This window comes from Ruegeria sp. CJ6 (genome assembly GCF_056536665.1).
Window position 1 is genome coordinate 525685 of record NZ_JBQFQB010000002.1, and the last position, 20554, is coordinate 546238.

The following is a 20554-nucleotide window of genomic DNA, read 5'->3' on the forward strand; positions in this document are numbered from 1 at the left end:
AATGGAAACCTTTGGCTTAGGTGTAGCCCTTTTCACCGTTATCGTTCTTGGTCTGGTTGCCATCATCATGGCGGCGCGGTCCAAGCTGGTTTCAACCGGTAACGTGAACATCACCATCAATGGTGAGAAAACAATCTCGGTCCCGGCGGGTGGCAAGCTGCTGCAGACGCTTGCGGCAGAGAAGCTATTCGTGCCCTCCGCTTGTGGTGGTGGTGGCACCTGCGCGCAATGTCGCGTGCGCGTGCATTCCGGCGGTGGCTCGATCCTGCCGACCGAGGAAAGCCACATCACCAAGCGCGAGGCGTCTTGTGGTGACCGGCTATCCTGTCAGGTTGCAGTCAAGCAGGATATGGACATCGAAGTTCCCGAAGAGGTCTTCGGCGTCAAAAAATGGGAATGCACGGTGCGTTCGAACGAGAACGTAGCGACCTTCATCAAGGCTCTGACATTGGACCTCCCGGAAGGTGAGGACGTGAACTTCCGCGCTGGTGGTTACATCCAAATCGAAGCGCCTGCACACCAGCTCGCCTATACGGATTTCGACGTAGAAGAAGAATACCGCGAGGATTGGGATCGCTTCAATCTATGGCAGTACAAATCCGTCGTCGCCGAACCGATCGAACGCGCCTATTCCATGGCAAACTATCCGGATGAAAAAGGCATGATCATGCTGAACGTCCGCGTGGCTTCGCCCCCTCCTGGGTCCGAAGGTATCCCTCCGGGTCAGATGTCGTCGTATATTTTCAACCTGAAACCGGGCGACAAGGTCACAATCTCAGGTCCCTTTGGCGAGTTTTTTGCTCGCGAGACAGAAAAAGAGATGGTCTTCATCGGTGGTGGTGCTGGTATGGCCCCAATGCGCAGCCATATCTTTGACCAGCTCAAACGCCTTGAAAACCGCAACCGCAAGATCAGCTTCTGGTACGGCGCGCGGTCGAAGAAAGAGATGTTCTTTGTCGAAGACTTCGACACGCTGGCCAAGGAATTCGACAATTTCGAATGGCACGTTGCGTTGTCGGACGCCCAGCCCGAGGATGACTGGAAAGGCTACACTGGCTTTATCCACAACGTTTTGTTCGAGGAATATCTGAAGAACCACCCCGCACCCGAGGATTGCGAATACTACATGTGTGGTCCGCCAATCATGAACCAGTCGGTCATCAACATGCTGCTGGATCTGGGCGTGGACCGCGAAGACATCATGCTCGATGATTTCGGCGGATAAACAGCATCGGTCGGTTCCAACCCTTGGGACCGACCATTTTCATTTTTAGGTCTGATGTTGGGCAGGCTGCCAATATCAACGTCTGCATTTGGCGAATGCTGCTCCATATTTTTCCGCATTAGGCAGCAGGTCTTATGTTAACCGGATGGATCAAAAGGCTTATCGCATCTCAAACACCGTCTGATCAGCCGGTGAATCTGTATTCATTGGCGCCTACAGAAAAATTCTACGCAATCGGAGACATACATGGGAGGTTGGATCTTTTACAACGGCTCCTACCTGCGCTGGATAACGACTGTCCGGTGGTGTTTGTAGGCGACTATGTTGACCGGGGCGGATACAGCGCGCAGGTGTTGCGTCAGCTACACCACCTCGACACGAACCCTGAAACCCGGGCGATCTGCCTGAAAGGCAATCACGAAGATATGCTGCTTGGGTTTTTGTCTGATCCAACACGGATGGAGCGTGTCTGGCTGTATAATGGCGGTGCTCAGACTTTGGCTTCGTTTGGGCTTGCAGATATTGACCAGTCCAACCCGCAAGCCGTTGCCGAACAACTGCAGCAAGCGATGGGACAACCGCTTTTGGACTGGCTGCATGATCGGCCGCTGACCTGGACGAGCGGGAATGTAACGGTTGTTCATGCCGCGCTTGATCCTTCGCAGCCGGTCGATCGGCAACAGGACAGAACTTGCCTTTGGGGGCATCCTCATTTCCGCAAGAAACGCCGGAAAGACGAGCAATGGGTGGTGCATGGCCATACCATCGTCGACGAAGCTCGGGTCGAGCATGATGTTATTTCGATCGATACAGGTGCGTTCATCACCGATCAGTTGACGGCTGCGGAAATCTCGCCTGGTTCTGTCCGATTTATCTCGACAGCGCGCACCGGAATCGCGCGCGTATCAGCGTAAGTCGCTAACCGACGATCATTTGCTTCATTCTAAGTGCTTCGTATTCCAGTTCTTTCAAGCGGAAATGAACCACATCGCCAATGGTGATCACCCCGCGCAGATTTTCATCACTCAGCACGGGCATATGCCTGAACCGGCCTTCGGTCATGGTTTTCAGCACGTCGTTCAGATAATCTTCGGGGCTGCAGGTTTTAACCTCAGTCGTCATAAGATCAGCCACGGATTGGGGTAGGGTCTGGCCGGGCGTTTCCGCCATACGGCGCACGATATCACGTTCGGAAAGGATACCCTGCAGGGCACCATTCTGATCTGTCACAACAACAGCCCCGATGCGTTTTTCGCGCAAGATGTCCACGACCGAGTGAATCGTGTCGTTGGGCCGCACCGAAAACACAGCATCCCCTTTGCCTTCCATCAGTTTCGCAACCGTTGTCTGGGTATGCGACAGATTGGTCTCAACTGATTGACTGCGGGTTGTCGCCGCGGCCTTGTCGCCGCGTGTCGGAGGCTGGTAAGAGCTTGGGGCCATGGGCGGTCTCCTCTTTCACCGGTATTGTCCTTACAACCTACCTTACCGCAGGGACCGGCCCTGTATAGGGTGCAATTTCGAAAACCGGCGTAACTTGACCACTTCAAAAGGAAATTGCTTGTGAGCAACCTGTATCTGACGCCACCAGTTGCCGCGCTGATATTCTTTATCGTGGTGGTCTGCGGCCATAATTTTCGCATGGCTTGGAAACAGCAATCGGAAGGTTGGCAAAAGCGCGCTTGGCTGTTTGGCGTCCCGGCAGCAATCGGGCTTTTCGCATTGGCGTTTTTGCCGCTCAAGATTTGAGGTCGGTTTGACTCTGAACAGGCTCACTGGCATATGCCGGGCAAGAACACTCCCGGGAGATTGCACCATGCGCCCACTGATCGCACTGGCCTTACTTTTGACTGTTTCGGCCTGCTTGTTTGGCAAAGAGCCTGACGTGGTACGCCTGTCCGGCGAGACGATGGGCACCACGTTCAACATCACTGCAATCGGCGATGATTTGGACGAAGCAGCGCTGGGGCAAGCGGTTCAGGAGACCTTGGCGCAGGTCAATGCCAAGATGTCCAACTGGGACCCGAATTCCGAGGTCTCGACCTTCTCGGCCTCAGGCAGCACGGACCCCATGCAAGTGTCAGACGAATTTGCCTTCGTCATCGAGGCCGCAAATGAGGTTCACGAGAAATCCGGTGGTACGTTTGATGTTACCCTTGGTCCGCTGATCGAATTGTGGGGGTTTGGACCGCGAAAACCTGAAGACCCAATTCCGGCAGATGACGAGATCGCGACAGCGCTAGGGCAAGTGGGACAAGCGCGGTTGTTAGACTTGGATCGCGGAGCGGGCACTTTGGCCAAGTCAGAGGCCGGAGTCGGGATCAACCTGTCTGCGATTGCCAAAGGCTATGGCATCGATGCGGTTGCCGCACAGCTGCGCGAGGCCGGGATCGAGAACTATATGGTCGAGATCGGTGGTGATCTGGTGACCATGGGCGAGAATGACAAAGGCGAAAGCTGGCGGATCGGGATCGAAAAACCCGAGACTGGCGCGCAATCAATCCAGTTGATCGTGCCGCTCGACAATCTGGGAATGGCGACCTCGGGTGATTACAAGAACTTCTTCGAACAGGACGGGGTGCGCTATTCGCATATCATTGACCCGACGACGGGCCGCCCGATTACTCATCGCACCACTTCGGTTACTGTTTTAGCAGACAACGCCATGATGGCGGATGCGTGGGCAACGGCGATGCTAGCATTGGGTCTGGAAAAGGGTCTGGAACTGGCCGAAGAGCATAAACTTGCCGTGTTCTTCATCTCTCGGGATGTGACAAGCGGAGAAGAAGCCTATATCACCGTACAAAGCAGCGCCTTCAAGGATGCGCTGGGGACCAACTGACCGGTAGGAACCGCTATGAGCACCTTTATTCTAGCCTTTTTCCTGTTGCTGATCGTCATGGTTGGCATGGCGCTGGGTGTGATGTTGATGGGCAAAACCATCAAAGGCAGCTGCGGTGGCCTGAACGCGATCTCGGGTGCCGATAAATGTGTGGTCTGTCAAAAGGATATCGATCCCGACAGCCCTCTGCGCGACCAGTTGCAGTGCAAGCGTGCGAAAAAGATGCTGCAACAGATGGAAGGCTAGGATAACCCTCTTGGCATGAACAAAGCCAAGAACGTCCTCTTCATCATGTTCGACCAATTGCGCTGGGACTATCTCAGCTGCTACGGGCATCCACATCTGCATACGCCAAATATTGACCGTCTCGCCTCGATGGGTATGCGGTTCACACGGGCCTACATCCAGTCACCGATCTGCGGCAGTTCCCGTATGTCGACCTATACCGGCCGCTATGTGCATTCGCACGGCGCGTCATGGAACGGAATCCCGCTGAAAGTTGGTGAGATCACCATGGCCGATCACTTGCGCAAGGTAGGGATGGATTGCTGGTTGGTCGGCAAGACTCATATGCGCGCAGATGCCGAGGGCATGGCCCGTTTGGGGCTTGAGCCCGACAGCCTGATCGGCGCGCGCGTCGCTGAATGCGGGTTTGATGTCTTTGAACGCGATGACGGGATGCGCCCCGAAGGACCGGATGGGTATTATGACCCGGATGGCGCCAAAAGGTACAACGAGTATCTGAAAGACAAAGGCTATGAGAGTGACAACCCCTGGCACGACTTCGCCAATTCGGGGCTGGATGAAGAGGGCAATGTACTTTCAGGTTGGTTCCTGAAGAATTCGTCAGAGGCCGCGAATATCGCCGAGGAAGACAGCGAAACGCCTTATCTCACCTCTCGCGGCATGGAGTTCATGGAAAACCATGAGGGGCCGTGGTGCTGCCACCTCAGCTATATCAAACCGCATTGGCCCTATATTGTGCCAGAACCCTACGCCTCGATGTATGGTCCCGAACACATTCTGCCTGTCATTCGGTCCGAAGCTGAACGGCAGAACGCTCATCCGGTGCTGAAAGCGTTCATGGATACGAAAATCGGCCAGACCTTCTCGCGTCAGGATGTACGCGAGGCCGTGATTCCAGCCTATATGGGCCTGATCAAGCAGGCTGACGACCAAATGGGGCGGCTGTTTGACTGGATGGAACAGACCGGACGAATGCAGGACACGATGATCGTGCTGACCTCGGACCACGGGGATTTTCTGGGCGATCACTGGATGGGAGAGAAGACCTTCTTCCATGACGCCTCGACCAAAATGCCGCTGATCATCTATGATCCATCGCCCGAGGCTGATGCCACGCGCGGCACCACATGCGATGCATTGGTCGAATCCATCGATCTAGCGCCTACGTTTTTAGACATCGCAGGCGGTGAACCTGCGGGGCACATTTTGGAGGGGCATTCATTGCTGCCCATCCTGCGCGGTCAGGCCGAAAGCACTCCGCGCGATGTGGTGATTTGTGAGTACGACTACTCCGCATCCCCCATTGCGCAGACACTGAACGCCTCGGTTCGGGATGCGGTCATGTTCATGGTTGCAAACGAGAAATGGAAGCTGATCCATTGTGAAGGGGGCTATCGCCCGCTTTTGTTTGATCTAGAGAATGATCCGAATGAGCTGACGGACCTTGGCGTAAGCGATGAGCATGCAGACATCATCGCCGAGATGTATGATCACCTGTTCACCTGGACGCGGCGCCAGTCGCAGCGCACGACCCGGTCGGAAGAACAACTGCTAAACATGCGTGGATCAAGCCGAGGAACAGGCGTGGTGATCGGTATTTACGACGAAAACGAGATGCCGCTTGAGCTGACCGTTAAATACCGCAACCGCAAAGCGCGACCCTTTGGGGACTACAAGACAGATTAATTCTTCATTCGCGGCCCTAATGACGGTTCAACCTTGAGCGGGCAGGGGGTAGAAGACAGCAACGCCGCCTCAATCGGAGAGCTTTCATGACCGCCCCAAAGCCCGTTGTCCTTTGTATCCTTGATGGTTGGGGCATATCCGACGACACCAAGGCCAATGCGCCTTATCTGGCAAATACGCCAACCTTTGATGCTCTCATGGCTGAAGGTCCTCATGCGCAACTGAAAACGCACGGGCCGGATGTGGGTCTACCCAGTGGTCAGATGGGTAATTCCGAGGTTGGTCACACCAATATCGGGGCTGGGCGCGTGGTTGCGATGGATTTGGGGCAGATTGACCTAGCCATAGAAGACGGTTCTTTCTTTCACAATGAGGCGCTGCAGAGCTTCATCGCTAAGGTGAAAGCTGCAGGCGGGACAGCGCATCTGATGGGGCTGGTATCGGATGGGGGCGTGCACGGGCACCTGGATCATATCGTGGCTGCCGCCAAAGCGGTTACCGATGCGGGCGTGCCCGTGGCGCTACATGCGATCACCGATGGGCGCGATGTGGCCCCGAAATCGGCCTTTACCTACATCGCCGAACTCGAAGACCGGTTGCCCGATGGCGCAAAGGTCGTCACCGTCTGTGGGCGCTACTTTGTCATGGACCGCGATAATCGCTGGGAACGCGTTTCCGAGGCCTATGACGCAATAGTCAAAGGTCAGGGGCGCACCGTGGCCTCGGCCCATGAGGCCGTCGACCATGCCTACGCCCAATCCGAAACCGACGAGTTTATCGCGCCCACGGTTCTTGCTGGTTATTCCGGTATTAAGGACGGTGACGGGTTCTTTTGCCTGAACTTCCGCGCCGACCGTGCCCGAGAAATCCTGCGGGCAATTGGGGAGCCCGGTTTTGCCGAGTTCGACAACGGTCCGCGCCCGCAGTTGTCGGCGTTACTGGGCATGGTTGAGTATTCCGATGGCCACAGCGATTATATGACGACCGTATTTCCCAAGCGGGATATCGTGAACACGCTGGGCGAATGGGTTGCTAAGCAAGGCCTGCGCCAGTTCCGGCTGGCCGAAACCGAGAAGTACCCTCATGTCACTTTCTTCCTGAACGGTGGCAAAGAGCAGCCCGAGGGTGGCGAGGATCGCTTCATGCCCAAATCGCCCAAAGTGGCGACATATGATTTGCAGCCCGAGATGTCCTCGGCCGAAGTGACAGAAAAGTTCGTCGAGGCGATCCACGGCGGATATGATCTGATCGTCACCAACTACGCCAATCCAGATATGGTTGGTCATACCGGTGATCTGCAAGCTGCGATTGAAGCCTGTGAAGCTGTTGATCAAGGGCTGGGGCAGGTGGTTGCAGCGCTGAAGCAGGTCGGGGGTGCGATGATTTTGACCGCAGATCACGGTAATTGTGAAATGATGGTTGACCCGGAAACGGGCGGTCCACATACGGCGCATACGCTGAATCCCGTGCCTGTTGTTCTGGTCGGCGGCCCCGAAGGGGCAAGCCTGCGCGATGGGCGCTTGGCCGATCTTGCTCCAACTTTGTTGCAGCTTATGGAATTGCCGAAACCCGTTGAAATGACAGGGGAAAGCTTGCTGACATGAGATTGCGCCCGATCGTTGCTGCAGCGCTGATTTGGGCCACCCCTGTCGTCGCCCAAACCAGCCCGTCAAAGGCGGCACTAGAAGCGGCCGAGATGCTGGAGCAAGCCTCGATCGCGTTGACTGAGGCCGAATCTGCCCGCGACCGTGTCAAAGCTCTGACCGAAACCATAAAAGCCTACGAGGCTGGTCTGAGCGCCATGCGCGACGGCCTGCGCCGCGCGGCCTTGCGCGAGGCGCAATTGACTGCGGAATTGCAGGTACAAGAGCAGGAGGTGGCGCAGCTGTTAGGTGTTCTGCAGACGATCGAAACCACCGCGCCTCCGGTACTTATGCTGCACCCGTCCGGCCCACTTGGGGCCGCGCGCACTGGTATGATGTTGTCCGAAGTCACGCCTGGGTTGAACGCGCAGGCTCAGGCGCTTGCAAACGAATTGCAAGAGGTACAGACACTGCGACAGCTTCAACAAAACGCTGCCAATACGCTGACCGAAGGGTTGGAGGGTGTTCAGTATGCCCGCACGCAGCTTAGTGAGGCGATAGCGGACCGGACCGATCTGCCTCGCCGTTTCGTAGAAGATCCTGTGCGTACAGCGATCCTGATATCCTCGACCGAAACGCTGGATGGGTTTGCCAGTGGGTTATCCGAGATCACCGATGGTGAGATTGAAGATACAAATGCAGATGTCTCGGGCCGGAAAGGTCAAATCGCCTTGCCCGCACAAGGGGTCATGCTGCATCGGGCGGGCGAAACGGACGCAGCGGGGGTAACGCGCCCCGGGCTGGTGCTGGGCACGCGACCCCGCGCATTGGTCACCGCGCCAACGGCTGCCACGATCCGTTACCGCGGGCCCTTGCTGGATCTCGGGAATCTTGTGATCCTTGAACCCCAGCCCGGATTGCTATTCGTGTTCTCAGGTCTGCAAGAGGTATATGGTCTGACCGGGGAAGTGATACCCGAGGGTACTCCGGTAGGTTTGATGCCGGGTGAAACTCCGGAAATCGGCGCTATTATGTCAACAAGCGGTGATGGCACTGGAACTGACTGGTCAGAAACGCTCTATATAGAAGTAAGACAGGATAACAGCCCAGTGGACCCGGAATCATGGTTCCGGACGGACAAGGATGGATAAACGAGTATGAAGAAATTTGTGATGGCCGGACTGGCCGGCACCGTGGCAGGGATAGTCGCAACAACACAGATCGCAGGCCCTCTGCTTGCGCAAGAGGCCGAGAACAAGGCAAGTGTTTACGAACAACTTGATCTGTTCGGTGACATTTTCGAACGTATTCGCGCCCAGTATGTCGAAGAGGTAGAAACCGACGAGCTGATCGAGGCTGCGATTGACGGGATGCTGACCTCGCTAGACCCACATTCCAGCTACCTGTCGCCTGATGATGCCGAGCAGATGCGTGTGCAGACACGTGGCGAGTTTGGCGGGCTCGGTATCGAAGTCACGCAGGAAGAAGGCTTTGTCAAAGTTGTATCGCCCATCGATGACACCCCAGCGGATGCTGCTGGTATCGAAGCGGGCGATTTCATCACCCATGTGGATGGCGAGAGTATTTTGGGGCTGACGCTGGATAAAGCCGTGGACCTGATGCGCGGCCCGGTGGGATCGGAAATCGTGATCACAGTCGTGCGTGAAGGCGAGCAGGAGCCATTCGACGTGACGATCGTTCGCGACACGATCAAGCTGACCGCAGTTCGTGCACGTACCGAAGGTACAAGTGTCGTGTTGCGTGTCACGACCTTCAATGACCAAACCTATCCGAACCTCAAGGAAGGACTGGAAGAACAGATCGAAGAGGCCGGAGGCATCGAAAACGTCAATGGCATCGTTCTGGATCTGCGTAACAATCCGGGCGGGCTATTGACACAGGCCATTAAGGTCTCTGACGCGTTCCTGGATGAGGGCGAAATCGTCTCGACCCGGGGTCGCAATCTCGAAGATGGTGAGCGATTCAACGCAACACCCGGCGATCTGACCGGAGGCAAGCCCATCGTTGTGCTGATCAACGGTGGTTCGGCCTCGGCGTCGGAAATTGTCGCGGGCGCCTTGCAGGATCACAATCGCGCCATCGTGGTTGGCACTAAGAGCTTCGGCAAGGGATCGGTGCAGACGGTCATGCCGCTTCGGGGTGACGGGGCTATGCGTCTGACAACCTCTCGCTACTACACGCCCTCGGGTCGTTCGATTCAGGCGCTTGGCGTCAGCCCGGACATCATCGTCGAACAACCACGCAACAACCCGGTTGACGAGGAAGAGGAAGATACAAACACCCGCACCCGGTCCGAGGCCGATCTGCGTGGCAGCCTGAACAATGACAGCCTCAGCGAGGACGAGATTCGCCAGATCGAAGAAGATCGCGCCAAGGCCGAAGCCACCGCGGAGCTGCGGGAAGAGGATTATCAACTGGCCTATGCCATCGATATTCTCAAAGGCCTGTCCGCATTCAATCCGACTGGACCGTCACAATAAAGGGTAGGGGCCGCCACCAGCGGCCCCATACTTACACCTGTACGGGTTACCCTTCGACCTTGTGCAGTTTCTTCTCATCCAGCATCAGCGCTAGGACGATTCCGGCAGCGACTGAGATCGTGGCGAATACGAAAGCCATATTCATTCCGGTATCAAAGGCCGCCGCAATGGCGGCCTGAACCTTTTCAGTTTCACCTGAATTCAACTTTTCAAGCACTGCTTTTGCCGAGTCTGTGTTCAGCGTTCCACCATTGATCGCTTTCTGATCAGCCTCGGACATGTTGATGCCTGACGCGGTCAATCGGGTTTTCAGGCTGGACAGGCTTGTCACATACATGACCGCCGTCGCACAGGCGACCGCGATTGCTCCATAGACAAGATGGGTCATGAAACTCAGGCCGCCAACCAGTCCGGCGCGTTCCGGCTTGACCGCGCATACAGCGGCTGTTCCCGAAGGCCCGACCGTCAGCGTTGCGCCCAAACCAATCAGCGCCATTCCGGGAAGAATCTGAAAATATCCGGTCCCGGAAGGCATGATGACAACGCTTGCCGCCCCGACTGTGGCGCAAATATATCCCCAAAACAGCAGTCGCTTGGGCCCAAAATCGTTATACAGCGTACCCGAGACGATTGATCCGACCGCTAGCAACACCGTCAGCGGTGCCAAACCCAGCGCCGATTGGAACACAGACCATCCCAAGACTTTTTGCATATACTGCGGAAAATAAAGCAGCCCGACAAAAGCTGCCGAGACGTTGAACATATTCAAACCTAAGGTAATCAGAAACTCTCGGTTCTGCATCAACTGAGGCATTAGCAAGGGTTCCTTGACCCTCTTTTCGACTTTCGGAAACAGGAAGAACAAAACGGCGCTGACAAAAAACAGCAGCAAAAGCGGCAGCGAAGTCCAGCCCCAATCGGCACCAACATCCAAACCGTAAAGCAAGAGCAAAACTGCAAAAGACAGGATACCCATCCCGGCAAAGTCGATGTGTTCACCTTTCTTATGCTCGGTCTCACGCTCCATCAGCAGGATCGAAGTCGTCATCGAAATGCTGGAAAACACCACATTGGCGAGGAAAAACAACCGCCAATCACCCAGATTGACCACCGCGCCGCTAATCATCGGTCCAAAGACATTACCCGTGGTGACACCCGCCAGTATCAGCCCCATGACCAATGCGCGGTGTTCTTCTTTCGACACTTTGGTGGCTCCAAATGCAAGCGTGCAGGGCCACACGCATCCCGCCCCGATCCCCTGCAAGGCGCGTGCGCCGATCAGGTAGTCCAAACCGGGTGAGACAAAGCATAAAACCGACGCAAACAGAAAGATCGAAAGACCGATGATCATCATCTTGCGATGACCATACATGTCACCCAGGCGACCTCCGGCCACCATCGTCATGGCAAAGAACAGAGCGTAAATATTCAGAACCCACTGAGTGCTGGTGATGTCGGCGTCAAAGCTGTTTTCGATTGCCGGGACCAGCATGAGGGCACCGGTAAAATCGATCCCGATCCCGAAACCCGTCACCATCAGCGCGATGACCTTTATGATGCTGTTGCGATCCATAGGCCAATCCAATGATGCACGTATGGACCTGAAAAGATAGGGACAATCCTATCAGTACTGTGGTCAGGTTTCGCTTTGAGATGCCTGAGAGCGGCGGAACGCGCGCTTTAACATATCCAACTCGGCGCGCAACAAAGCGACTTCGGCCCTCAGATCATCTGCGGCGGGTGAACCGGCGATGATGGTGAAATCCCCCAGCTTATGGCCTGTTGTTCCATCGTGAATCACGACAGTATGGACACCTTCCGACAGGGCGGCGGGCGGCACTGGGATGCGCAAGGCCCAGCCATCTGTTGCTGGTTCCAACTCAACATCAGTCAAAGGCTCACCAAGAAACAGCACCTCGATCTGAGGGGGGCTTTCGCTGGTCAAATGGCCTTCCCACAGGCCGTTTTCGAAGCGGATTGGTGTCAGGGTGGTATGAGACATTGAGTACCCTTTACAGATCAGCCCGGTGGTAACGGCAGAATGTCAGGTCACGAAACACCACACGGTTCATCGCGGGTTGATCAATGATCAGATCCAGCCAGAGTTTTTCAATTCGACGCTCATTCACGTTCAGATGGGCCAGATCAAAATCTACAGTCGCCGCAGGTGTTGAAAGATCAAGTTCGCGCAGAACCTGCTCGGTATTTGGGCCATGCTGAATGTTCAGGCGGGCGAAGACTACGGTAGAACGCTCGCACTCAACCAGAGTGTCGACCCGCATCAGATGCTGGCGGGACAGATTTATGGCGGCATCCGTGGGCAGATCAATGGAAAGCGACAGGAAAGATCCCTGAAAATCAAATACCTCAACGGCCAGACTGAAAGGCGCCAAATCCTTGTCTCGCCGATTTCGGATTTGCTGCAGCCCGATCTCGACCTGGCTGCAATCGTGAAACAGGATGACCTGCCCATCCATCCGCGCCTTGCGCGGGGCCGAGGCTATACCTTTGCGGATCAGTGGCGTCCGCCACAGGTCCGGTCGCCACGACCAATCCGTTCCCAGGGGTTTTGGAAACTGCGTCGCCCCAATCAAGGGTTGGATCAGGCGAGCATCAGCTTTTTGAATTGCTTGTTCAAGTTTGCCGCGCAACCGCCGGGCGTCATCACGTTGCCGGCGAAGCTCAGGCAGTGCGAGGTGGTCAGACTGCTGCGCGGCACGCTGCCAGCGCCCGAGAGCCTTTAGTTGAATATATCGATCCAGTAATCTGCCCATCGCCCCATCTTTCAAGACAGCCCCTCTTTAGTCAAAGTCGGGGCAGGGGACAAACCAGTCTTACTTGATTAGCGGATAAATCTTCCCGAATCCTAAATGTGATCTCCTATCCAGCTGGTTTCTGCGTCGCAAAGAGCCGCCATTCTTGCAATAGCTCGGGCCGAGGCTTACCGTCGTCGCTCGGGCAATCGGCATTTGTCCCGGATCATACAGGCTCATCATGAGGCAGGGGAATGGAACCCACCCTATTTTCATTCATATGGAAGCATTCGAAAAAACAGCAATTGGTCCTACTATTGCTGACCGTTCTGTCATTTCCGTTCCTTTACGCTTCGTTGGAGCTTCCTAAGCAGATCATCAACGACGCGATTGGTGCGCCCGCAGACACCGTGACAGTACTCGGTATCACCGTGACACAGGTGCAGTACCTGCTGATTCTGTGCTTTGCCTTTTTGGCAACTGTCATCGCCAGTGGCGTGATGAAAATGCGCATCAATACCATGAAAGGCATTCTCGCCGAGCGGATGTTGCGTCGCCTTCGCTTTACCTTGATCAGCCGCTCGATGCGCTTTCCCAAATCCTATTTCGCCACCACCAGCCAGGGTGAACTGGTATCGATGATCACGTCCGAGGCCGAACCCATGGGCGGGTTGATGGGAGATGCCATTGCGCAGCCCGTTTTTCAGTTCGGCCAGATGATGACGATCGTCACGTTTCTTTTCATGCAAAGCGTGTGGTTTGGTCTGGCCAGTATTGCATTGATCCCTTTGCAGGCCTGGCTGATTCCCAAATTGCAACGTCAGATCAACCTTCTGAACAAGGATCGCATTCAGGAGGTCCGGCGGCTGAGCTCTGAGATTGGCGAAAGCGCTGCTGGTATTAGCGATCTGCGCACCAATGGCGGCTGGCGCTATCGTCTGGCGCAATTCAGCCATCGGCTGGGAACCTTGTTCGAGATCCGCTTTAAGATCTACAACAAGAAGTTCTTCATGAAGTTCCTCAACAATCTGATCACTCAGATGACCCCCTTCCTGTTCTATTCAGTGGGCGGCTATCTGGCGATCACGGGCGAGGTGACGGTGGGCGCATTAGTCGCCGCGTTGGGCGCATATAAAGACCTCAGCGGCCCTTGGAAGGATCTTCTGACCTACTACAACCAAGTACAGGACATGTCACTGCGCTGGGAAATTGTGACCGAACGGTTTGCCCCATCGAATATGATACCCGAACAGTTGTTTGAGGGCGTCCCCGAGGCAATCCCGCACCTGACCGGCGATATCGAGCTGCGCAACGTGACCGTTCGTGATGATGACGGCAAGACCATCCTTGAGGATATTGATCTTACCATTCCCCAAGGCGCTCGGGTTGCGATTCAGTCGAAACACGCTTCGGAACGCAGTGCGCTTGCGCAGTTGCTGACGCGCGAAGTGCTGCCGGTTCAAGGCGAGGTTCTGATGGCTGGCCACAACCTCAACAGCCTGCATCAGGCGGTGATTGCGGCGCGGATCGGCTATGCCTATTCACGCCCTTACCTGTTCGACGGAACATTGGGTGATAACCTGCTAATGCCGCTACGCACGCATCCTCAACACGAAAGTGGTGCATTGCAGGCCCCCTCACGCCGCCAGATCGAAGCCGTGCGCGCCGGGAACCCACCCGATTCACTGTCCGATGAATGGATCGATCCAAGCCTCGCGGGTCTTGATGACATCGAGGATATTCGCGATTGGTGGTTCCAGCTTGTCGAAGCGATGGGCATTGATGAATTTATGTTCCGGCGCACTTTGCGCTCTCAGTTCGACCCGGAAGTACACCCGGTGCTGGCGAAAGAAATAGTCGATCTGCGAGATACCGTTGCTACACGCCTGCAAGAGCGCGGTTTGGACAAGTATGTCTATCGGTTCGATCCTGACCAGTTCAATCCCGCCGTGCCCTTGGGCGGGAACCTGCTGTTCGCTTCGCCGACGCATGATATCGCACCGGACATTCTGGCGGGGGACCACCGGTTTCTGTCGTTGCTTACGGGCAATGGCCTGGATGATGACGCGCTCAGCATCGCTCAGGCCGTTCTGGAAACCCTAAACCAGACTTTCGGGCGAGATGGGGCCGATCACCCATTGTTCTTGCGGCTTGGCATGTCAAAAGACATGTACCACCGTCTGCTCGATATCGAAGAGCGCCGCAAAACCAAGGGCGAAGAAGCCATCGGCGATCAGGAACGTGCGCTGCTGTTGACCGTCCCATTCATGCTGACCGCTGAACAAATCGGCCCGAGTTTCCCTGAGGAGTACAAGGACAAAATCCTTTCCATTCGTCACAGTCAGGCCGAACGGCTGCGGGGCGCTATGGGTGCGATGTTCGTGCCGGTGTCACCGGACGTCTACGTTCCCCGCCTGACAGCAATGGAAAACGCTCTGTATGGTCGGGTATCCATCATGGCTGGTGCTCATGCAGAAGAGATCGAAGATCTGGTCGCGGAGGTTCTGAACGAGGCCGGGCTGCGCCGAAGGGCCGCCGCGATCATCTACGACCTGCCCTCCGGGTTAGGTGGGAACAACCTTCCGACAGTGTTTCAGGAGCGTGCTGCCTTTTCTCGTGCCGGGATCAAACGCCCCGATATCCTGATACTCGACAAGGCACTGGCCAGCCACGACTCTGAAAGCCGCCTGCGGACCCGTCTGAAGCTGCGCGAGTTATTACCCGACTCGATCATGATCTTTATGGAGGATCATTTTGCCCATCCGGAAGCCTATGATTTATTTGTTGAAATAAAGGACGGTCGCATCGATGGTGTCTCACGCGTGTCCACCGATGCCGAAGACACCGGGACGGACGACCTGAGCCGGAAACTCAAGATCATTTCTTCGACCGAGTTGTTTTCACGAGTCGATGGGCGCAACCAGCGTCTTCTGGCGTTTTCGGCCCAATGGTACGAGGTCGCGGCAGGTCAAACCATTTTCGCACGTGGCCAGGCTCCCGATGCGGCGTATTTGTGTATTTCAGGTTCGGCAAGCCTGAATTGGCTGAATGAACACGGTGAAATGCGTTCGCTCTCGATAGTAGAACCCGGGCGCCTTATCGGCGATCTTGCGATTATCACCAATGAGCCGCGACAATTGGATTTGGTAGCCCTCACGGATTGCTCGTTCCTGCGGATCGGCGCGGAGGAATTGCGTGCTGTGATTGAAAGTGACGCGGGCGTTGCGATGAGGTTGCTTGAAACCGTGGCCGGATATTTGTCCACGGTGTCCGAGCGGTTGCGTGACCCCAACACTCCAATTGGGGATGACCTGCCTTCGGTAAGTGCTGAGCAATCCGATGAGCACTAATGAAAGGCGGGGGGCCTATTCAAGTCATCAGCAATTGCTAGGTGCCGCCCGCAGATATCCCGAGATATGGCGCTTGTTGGCTGGTCTTGCGCTGGTCTCAGTGGTTGTGGTCACGCTCAATGCAATCTTGTTCGCAATCGTTGCCAGTCTTGGCTCATCAGGATCGGCGGTCACATTCTTGAATGGATCGTCGCCAACAGCGCTCCTTATTGTGCTCTCCAGCTTTATTTTTGTCACTATTGGCGTGGCGTTGGGGGCACGACTAATTCAGCACCGGTCACTTGCCTCGGTCCTGGGCGAACAATCCATCGCAATCTGGCAGTTTTGGCGCGTTGTTCGCGCATTGCTTCTGCTGGGTGCAGTCATATTCATACTCCCCCCCTATGACCTTGGTGCACCATTGGTGGCGAACCTCGCGTTAACCAAATGGCTTTTGCTGCTTCCCTTATCCGCTGTTGCGGTGCTGATTCAGACCAGCGCCGAGGAAATCCTGTTCCGAGGCTATATGCAACAGGGCCTCGCCGCGCGGTTTCGGTCTCCGCTGATCTGGATGGGTCTGCCATCAATCTTGTTCGCAGCTGGCCACTACAGCCCCGCGACGGTCGGAGACAATGCGGTCTTGATTGCCATCTGGGCGCTGACATTTGGGCTTTTGACCGCCGATCTGACCGCGCGAGCGGGTACGCTGGGCCCCGCCATTGCGCTGCATTTTTTCAATAACATCGCGGCTCTGCTTGTCATTTCGCTTCCCGACAACCTTGGTGGCCTGGCCTTGTTCCATCTTCCTTATGAGGCATCGGACGCCGAAGCGTTGCGACCTTGGTTGCTAGTCGACTTTGCGCTGATGATCGTGGGGTGGCTCACCGCAAGATTGGTCCTCAGGCGCTGATTGCATTTCCCGGCATTGCGTCTTATTTGACGTCAACGCCGCATTATCAAGGTTCCGACATGAACTGGATCACAAACTACGTCCGCCCCCGGATCAATTCGATCTTCTCGCGCCGCGAAGTGCCCGAAAACCTTTGGCACAAGTGTGATGAGTGTGGAACCATGCTGTTCCACCGCGAATTGGCGGAAAACCAGAATGTCTGCACCCAGTGCGACCATCACATGGCAATCACGCCGCGCGATCGGTTCCAACATCTGTTTGATGGCGGTATTTTTTCCGAGGTTGATGTCCCGGCACCGAAAGACGATCCCCTGCAGTTTCGGGATCAGAAAAAATACCCTGACCGCATGAAGGCGGCCCAGAAAAAGACCGGCGAGAAAGAAGCGATGCTGGTCGCCGTTGGCGAAATCGGCCGTACCCCGATCGTGGCTGCCGCGCAGGATTTTTCGTTCATGGGCGGATCGATGGGCATGTATGTAGGCAATGCCATCATTGCTGCAGCACAGGAGGCTGTTAGGCTACAGCGGCCCCTGATCCTGTTTTCGGCAGCCGGCGGCGCGCGGATGCAGGAAGGCATTCTGAGCCTGATGCAAATGCCGCGTACGACGGTCGCAGTGGAGATGCTCAAAGAAGCAAACCTGCCCTATATTGTTGTCCTGACCCACCCGACTACAGGCGGCGTTACAGCCTCGTACGCGATGCTGGGTGACGTTCATATTTCGGAACCCAATGCCCTGATCTGTTTCGCCGGACCCCGTGTGATCGAACAGACCATTCGTGAGAAACTGCCCGAAGGATTCCAGCGCGCTGAATATCTGCTGGATCACGGAATGCTCGACCGAGTGACCAAACGCACCGAGATGCGGGATGAGCTGATCACCATCACCCGAATGCTGATGAAGCAGCCCCCTGCGGTCAAAGGCGACCTTCCTGCGCCCGAGCCGGAAGAAGCCCCAACCGAGGCACCCACCGAGGACGCGGTCGAAAAATGACCTCCCCATCTTCGGATGCCATCCTAGACCGGATGATGGCGCTGCACCCCAAGATCATCGACCTGACCTTGGACAGGGTATGGCGTTTGCTGGCGGCACTAGACAATCCTCAGGTTAAGCTGCCTCCGGTCATTCATATCGCTGGAACCAATGGCAAGGGCTCGACCCAGGCCATGATCCGGGCGGGGCTTGAAGGGGCAGGGCATGCGGTCCATGCCTATACCTCACCTCATCTGGCCCGGTTTCACGAGCGAATCCGACTGGCAGGTGAGCTGATTTCCGAGCCCGACCTTACCGCCGTGCTGGATGAGTGTTACGCCGCAAATGGCGGTGAGAACATCACCTATTTTGAAATCACCACCTGCGCCGCGCTGCTGGCATTTTCCCGCACCAAAGCTGACTATACGCTGCTCGAAGTCGGGCTGGGCGGGCGGCTGGACGCCACCAACGTGATCGAACGGCCCGAGTTGACGGTCATCACCCCCGTCTCGATCGACCATGAGCAGTTCCTGGGCGACACTTTGGGCAAGATCGCCGCTGAAAAAGCCGGAATCATCAAGCCGGGCGTTCCCTGCATCGTCGGCCCGCAGCAAGATGAGGCGCTGGAAGTCATCGAATATACCGCAGCCCGTCTGGGCGCTCCGCTAATGGTCCACGGGCAGCACTGGCATGTTCATACTGAGAACGGTCGCCTTATTTATCAGGACGAAACCGGTTTGCGCGATCTGCCTATGCCAAACCTACTGGGTGCTCATCAGATCGAAAATGCAGGCGCGGCGTTGGCTGCGTTGCGCCACCTGCAAATGGGCGATGATGCCTACGAGGCCGCTGTGGCCAAGGCCGAATGGCCCGCGCGTATGCAGCGGCTAAAAATCGGTCCTCTGGTTGAGCAGGCGCCTCAAGCTGAGTTGTGGTTGGATGGTGGTCACAACGCGGCTGCAGGCACTGCTTTGGCCGAGGTTTTAGCGTCACTACCAGAACGTCCCACGCATTTGATTTGTGGTATGCTGAATACCAAAGATGTCACCGGTTATCTCGCGCCATTGGCCCAAAGGGCAGACAGCCTGACGGCCGTATCGATCCCGGGTGAGCAGAATACGCTGAGCGCGGACGAAACCGCCGCCGCTGCTGCTAAGGTGAATCTGGCCGCCACGACAGCAGACAGCGTCACAGACGCGCTCGCCGCAATCACCGCTCAAACCCCTGATGCACGCATTCTGATCTGCGGGTCGCTTTATCTTGCGGGAAACATCCTTAGAGAAAACGCCTGATGAAAAAGATCCTGCGCCAGGGCAGCAGCCCCTATCTGCCCCAATCCTTGTCTTGCATCTCCCGCAGGCGCGAGGCCGTACGCTCAAACTCAAAAGTTCCTTCCCCTTCGACATAGAGCATCTCGGGGTCGGCGGCGGCGGAACAAATCAGCCGAACTTTCGCCTCATAAAGCGCATCGATCAGGGTGACGAAGCGCTTTGCCTCATTGAAGTTATTGCGTGACAAACGCGGGATGTCTTCAAGAACCAGTACCTTCAGCGCTTCTGCGATAGCCAGGTAATCTCCTGGACCCAACATTCGTCCGCAGAGGTCATAAAACGAGGCCCGTGCAACGCCGTTGCGAAAGGCGGGCAGGACAACTTCGCGACCCTTCACCTGAAGGGCCAGCTCTTCTGCCGGTCCACCCGACAGATCATTCCACACCTCACGAATCTTTTCCCGCGCTTCGGGCCCGATGGGGGTGAAGTAAACCGACGAGCCTTCAAGTCGGTTCTGCCGGTAATCCGTGGGTGAAACCAACTCCCACACTTCCAGTTGCTCTTTGATATGCTGAATGAAAGGCAGAAAAAGCTGCCGGTTCAACCCATCCTTATATAGATCATCCGGATGCCTGTTCGAAGTCGTAACGATAACGACACCACCCTTGTGGAGCAGATCGAACAACCGCCCCACGATCATCGCGTCGGTGATATCGACGATCTGCATCTCATCAAAGGCCAGCACCCGCGCCGATTTGATGACTGCATCGGCCACAGGGACCAGCGCGTCCTCAACGCCGTCTTCACGCGCCTTGTGCAGACCGGAATGGATTTCCTGCATGAACGCATGAAAATGCACCCGTCGAACTGGGATTTCACCTAATGTCTCGACAAACATGTCCATCAACATCGACTTGCCGCGCCCAACACCTCCCCAAAGATACAAACCCTTGGGTGGCGGCGGCGCTTTGCGGAAAAATCCACGCTTAACCGGTTCGGCCAAGGCTGCTCGAATGCGCTCAAACCGGGGCAGCACAGCCTCTTGCGCGTCGTCCCGGGTCAGTGTCCCATCAGCAATAAGATCTTCATAGTGCGAAATTAGAACCGTCATGAGTTGAGCCATACCGATCGCTTCGTGGGTTGAAAAGAAACCTTTTTTCCAGACACATCAATTTTGCTGAACTGGCGTCACAAAACTCCTGAATTGACGCGCCGAGTTGTACCGCTAACGTCTGCT

18 protein-coding genes are annotated in these 20554 nt (G+C 55.9%); 13 read left to right on the forward strand and 5 right to left on the reverse strand.

Annotation, left to right across the window (positions count from 1 at the left end; genetic code table 11):
• Position 1: 1 nt before the first annotated feature.
• On the forward strand, positions 2 to 1225 hold the full coding sequence (gene nqrF, locus ACR0BT_RS08040) for an NADH:ubiquinone reductase (Na(+)-transporting) subunit F (RefSeq protein WP_170393981.1): 1224 nt from the start codon (positions 2 to 4) through the stop codon (positions 1223 to 1225).
• Positions 1226 to 1359: 134 nt separating this feature from the next.
• Complete coding sequence (locus ACR0BT_RS08045; protein WP_480762902.1) at positions 1360 to 2139, forward strand: metallophosphoesterase; 780 nt, start codon at positions 1360 to 1362, stop codon at positions 2137 to 2139.
• A gap of 4 nt (positions 2140 to 2143) precedes the next feature.
• Here ACR0BT_RS08045 and ACR0BT_RS08050 read toward each other — a convergent pair whose 3' ends face one another.
• A complete protein-coding gene (locus tag ACR0BT_RS08050; protein WP_480591117.1) occupies positions 2144 to 2668 on the reverse strand; it encodes a CBS domain-containing protein in 525 nt (174 codons plus the stop codon).
• A gap of 120 nt (positions 2669 to 2788) precedes the next feature.
• Here ACR0BT_RS08050 and ACR0BT_RS08055 point away from each other — a divergent pair, with 120 nt between their 5' ends.
• The 7 genes from ACR0BT_RS08055 to ACR0BT_RS08085 all read left to right on the forward strand — a co-directional run bounded on the left by ACR0BT_RS08055 (position 2789) and on the right by ACR0BT_RS08085 (position 10083).
• The gene (locus ACR0BT_RS08055) at positions 2789 to 2974 is read left to right on the forward strand and encodes a hypothetical protein (RefSeq protein ID WP_480762903.1); all 186 of its coding nucleotides are present in this window, start codon (positions 2789 to 2791) and stop codon (positions 2972 to 2974) included.
• Positions 2975 to 3041: 67 nt separating this feature from the next.
• Positions 3042 to 4067: an FAD:protein FMN transferase gene (locus tag ACR0BT_RS08060; protein ID WP_170561987.1), complete on the forward strand. Its 1026-nt coding sequence runs from the start codon at positions 3042 to 3044 to the stop codon at positions 4065 to 4067.
• Between the two features lie 15 nt (positions 4068 to 4082).
• Entirely contained in the window at positions 4083 to 4313 is a 231-nt protein-coding gene (gene nqrM, locus ACR0BT_RS08065) for a (Na+)-NQR maturation NqrM (RefSeq protein WP_170393970.1), read from the forward strand.
• Between the two features lie 15 nt (positions 4314 to 4328).
• Entirely contained in the window at positions 4329 to 5999 is a 1671-nt protein-coding gene (locus tag ACR0BT_RS08070; protein ID WP_480762904.1) for a sulfatase-like hydrolase/transferase, read from the forward strand.
• A gap of 86 nt (positions 6000 to 6085) precedes the next feature.
• Complete coding sequence (gene gpmI / locus ACR0BT_RS08075; RefSeq protein WP_480762905.1) at positions 6086 to 7603, forward strand: 2,3-bisphosphoglycerate-independent phosphoglycerate mutase; 1518 nt, start codon at positions 6086 to 6088, stop codon at positions 7601 to 7603.
• A complete protein-coding gene (locus ACR0BT_RS08080; RefSeq protein ID WP_480762906.1) occupies positions 7600 to 8733 on the forward strand; it encodes a murein hydrolase activator EnvC family protein in 1134 nt (377 codons plus the stop codon). The genes gpmI and ACR0BT_RS08080 overlap by 4 nt, the downstream gene beginning before the upstream one ends.
• A gap of 6 nt (positions 8734 to 8739) precedes the next feature.
• Positions 8740 to 10083 (forward strand): S41 family peptidase, encoded by a 1344-nt coding sequence (locus tag ACR0BT_RS08085; RefSeq protein ID WP_170393963.1) that lies wholly within the window; start codon positions 8740 to 8742, stop codon positions 10081 to 10083.
• Between the two features lie 46 nt (positions 10084 to 10129).
• Here ACR0BT_RS08085 and ACR0BT_RS08090 read toward each other — a convergent pair whose 3' ends face one another.
• The 3 genes from ACR0BT_RS08090 to ACR0BT_RS08100 all read right to left on the reverse strand — a co-directional run bounded on the left by ACR0BT_RS08090 (position 10130) and on the right by ACR0BT_RS08100 (position 12857).
• Positions 10130 to 11656, reverse strand: coding sequence for an MFS transporter (locus ACR0BT_RS08090; protein WP_170561996.1), 1527 nt, complete (start codon positions 11654 to 11656; stop codon positions 10130 to 10132).
• 63 nt (positions 11657 to 11719) lie between these two features.
• Positions 11720 to 12085: a hypothetical protein gene (locus ACR0BT_RS08095; RefSeq protein WP_480762907.1), complete on the reverse strand. Its 366-nt coding sequence runs from the start codon at positions 12083 to 12085 to the stop codon at positions 11720 to 11722.
• A 10-nt stretch (positions 12086 to 12095) separates the two neighbouring features.
• On the reverse strand, positions 12096 to 12857 hold the full coding sequence (locus tag ACR0BT_RS08100) for a DUF6478 family protein (RefSeq protein WP_170562004.1): 762 nt from the start codon (positions 12855 to 12857) through the stop codon (positions 12096 to 12098).
• Between the two features lie 233 nt (positions 12858 to 13090).
• On the opposite strand from ACR0BT_RS08100, the gene ACR0BT_RS08105 reads away from it, so the two are divergent.
• From ACR0BT_RS08105 to ACR0BT_RS08120, 4 genes are read left to right on the forward strand one after another with little or no spacing between them, the layout of a single operon-like run.
• Positions 13091 to 16186: an ABC transporter transmembrane domain-containing protein gene (locus ACR0BT_RS08105; protein WP_170407253.1), complete on the forward strand. Its 3096-nt coding sequence runs from the start codon at positions 13091 to 13093 to the stop codon at positions 16184 to 16186.
• Complete coding sequence (locus tag ACR0BT_RS08110) at positions 16176 to 17075, forward strand: CPBP family intramembrane glutamic endopeptidase (protein ID WP_480762908.1); 900 nt, start codon at positions 16176 to 16178, stop codon at positions 17073 to 17075. The genes ACR0BT_RS08105 and ACR0BT_RS08110 overlap by 11 nt, the downstream gene beginning before the upstream one ends.
• 59 nt (positions 17076 to 17134) lie before the next feature.
• On the forward strand, positions 17135 to 18067 hold the full coding sequence (accD, locus tag ACR0BT_RS08115; RefSeq protein WP_170393952.1) for an acetyl-CoA carboxylase, carboxyltransferase subunit beta: 933 nt from the start codon (positions 17135 to 17137) through the stop codon (positions 18065 to 18067).
• Positions 18064 to 19338, forward strand: a complete 1275-nt coding sequence (locus ACR0BT_RS08120) for a bifunctional folylpolyglutamate synthase/dihydrofolate synthase (RefSeq protein ID WP_170635810.1) — start codon at positions 18064 to 18066, stop codon at positions 19336 to 19338. Before accD ends, ACR0BT_RS08120 begins: the two co-directional genes overlap by 4 nt.
• A 31-nt stretch (positions 19339 to 19369) precedes the next feature.
• Here ACR0BT_RS08120 and zapE read toward each other — a convergent pair whose 3' ends face one another.
• Complete coding sequence (gene zapE / locus ACR0BT_RS08125) at positions 19370 to 20428, reverse strand: cell division protein ZapE (RefSeq protein WP_480762909.1); 1059 nt, start codon at positions 20426 to 20428, stop codon at positions 19370 to 19372.
• Between the last annotated feature and the right edge of the window lie 126 nt (positions 20429 to 20554).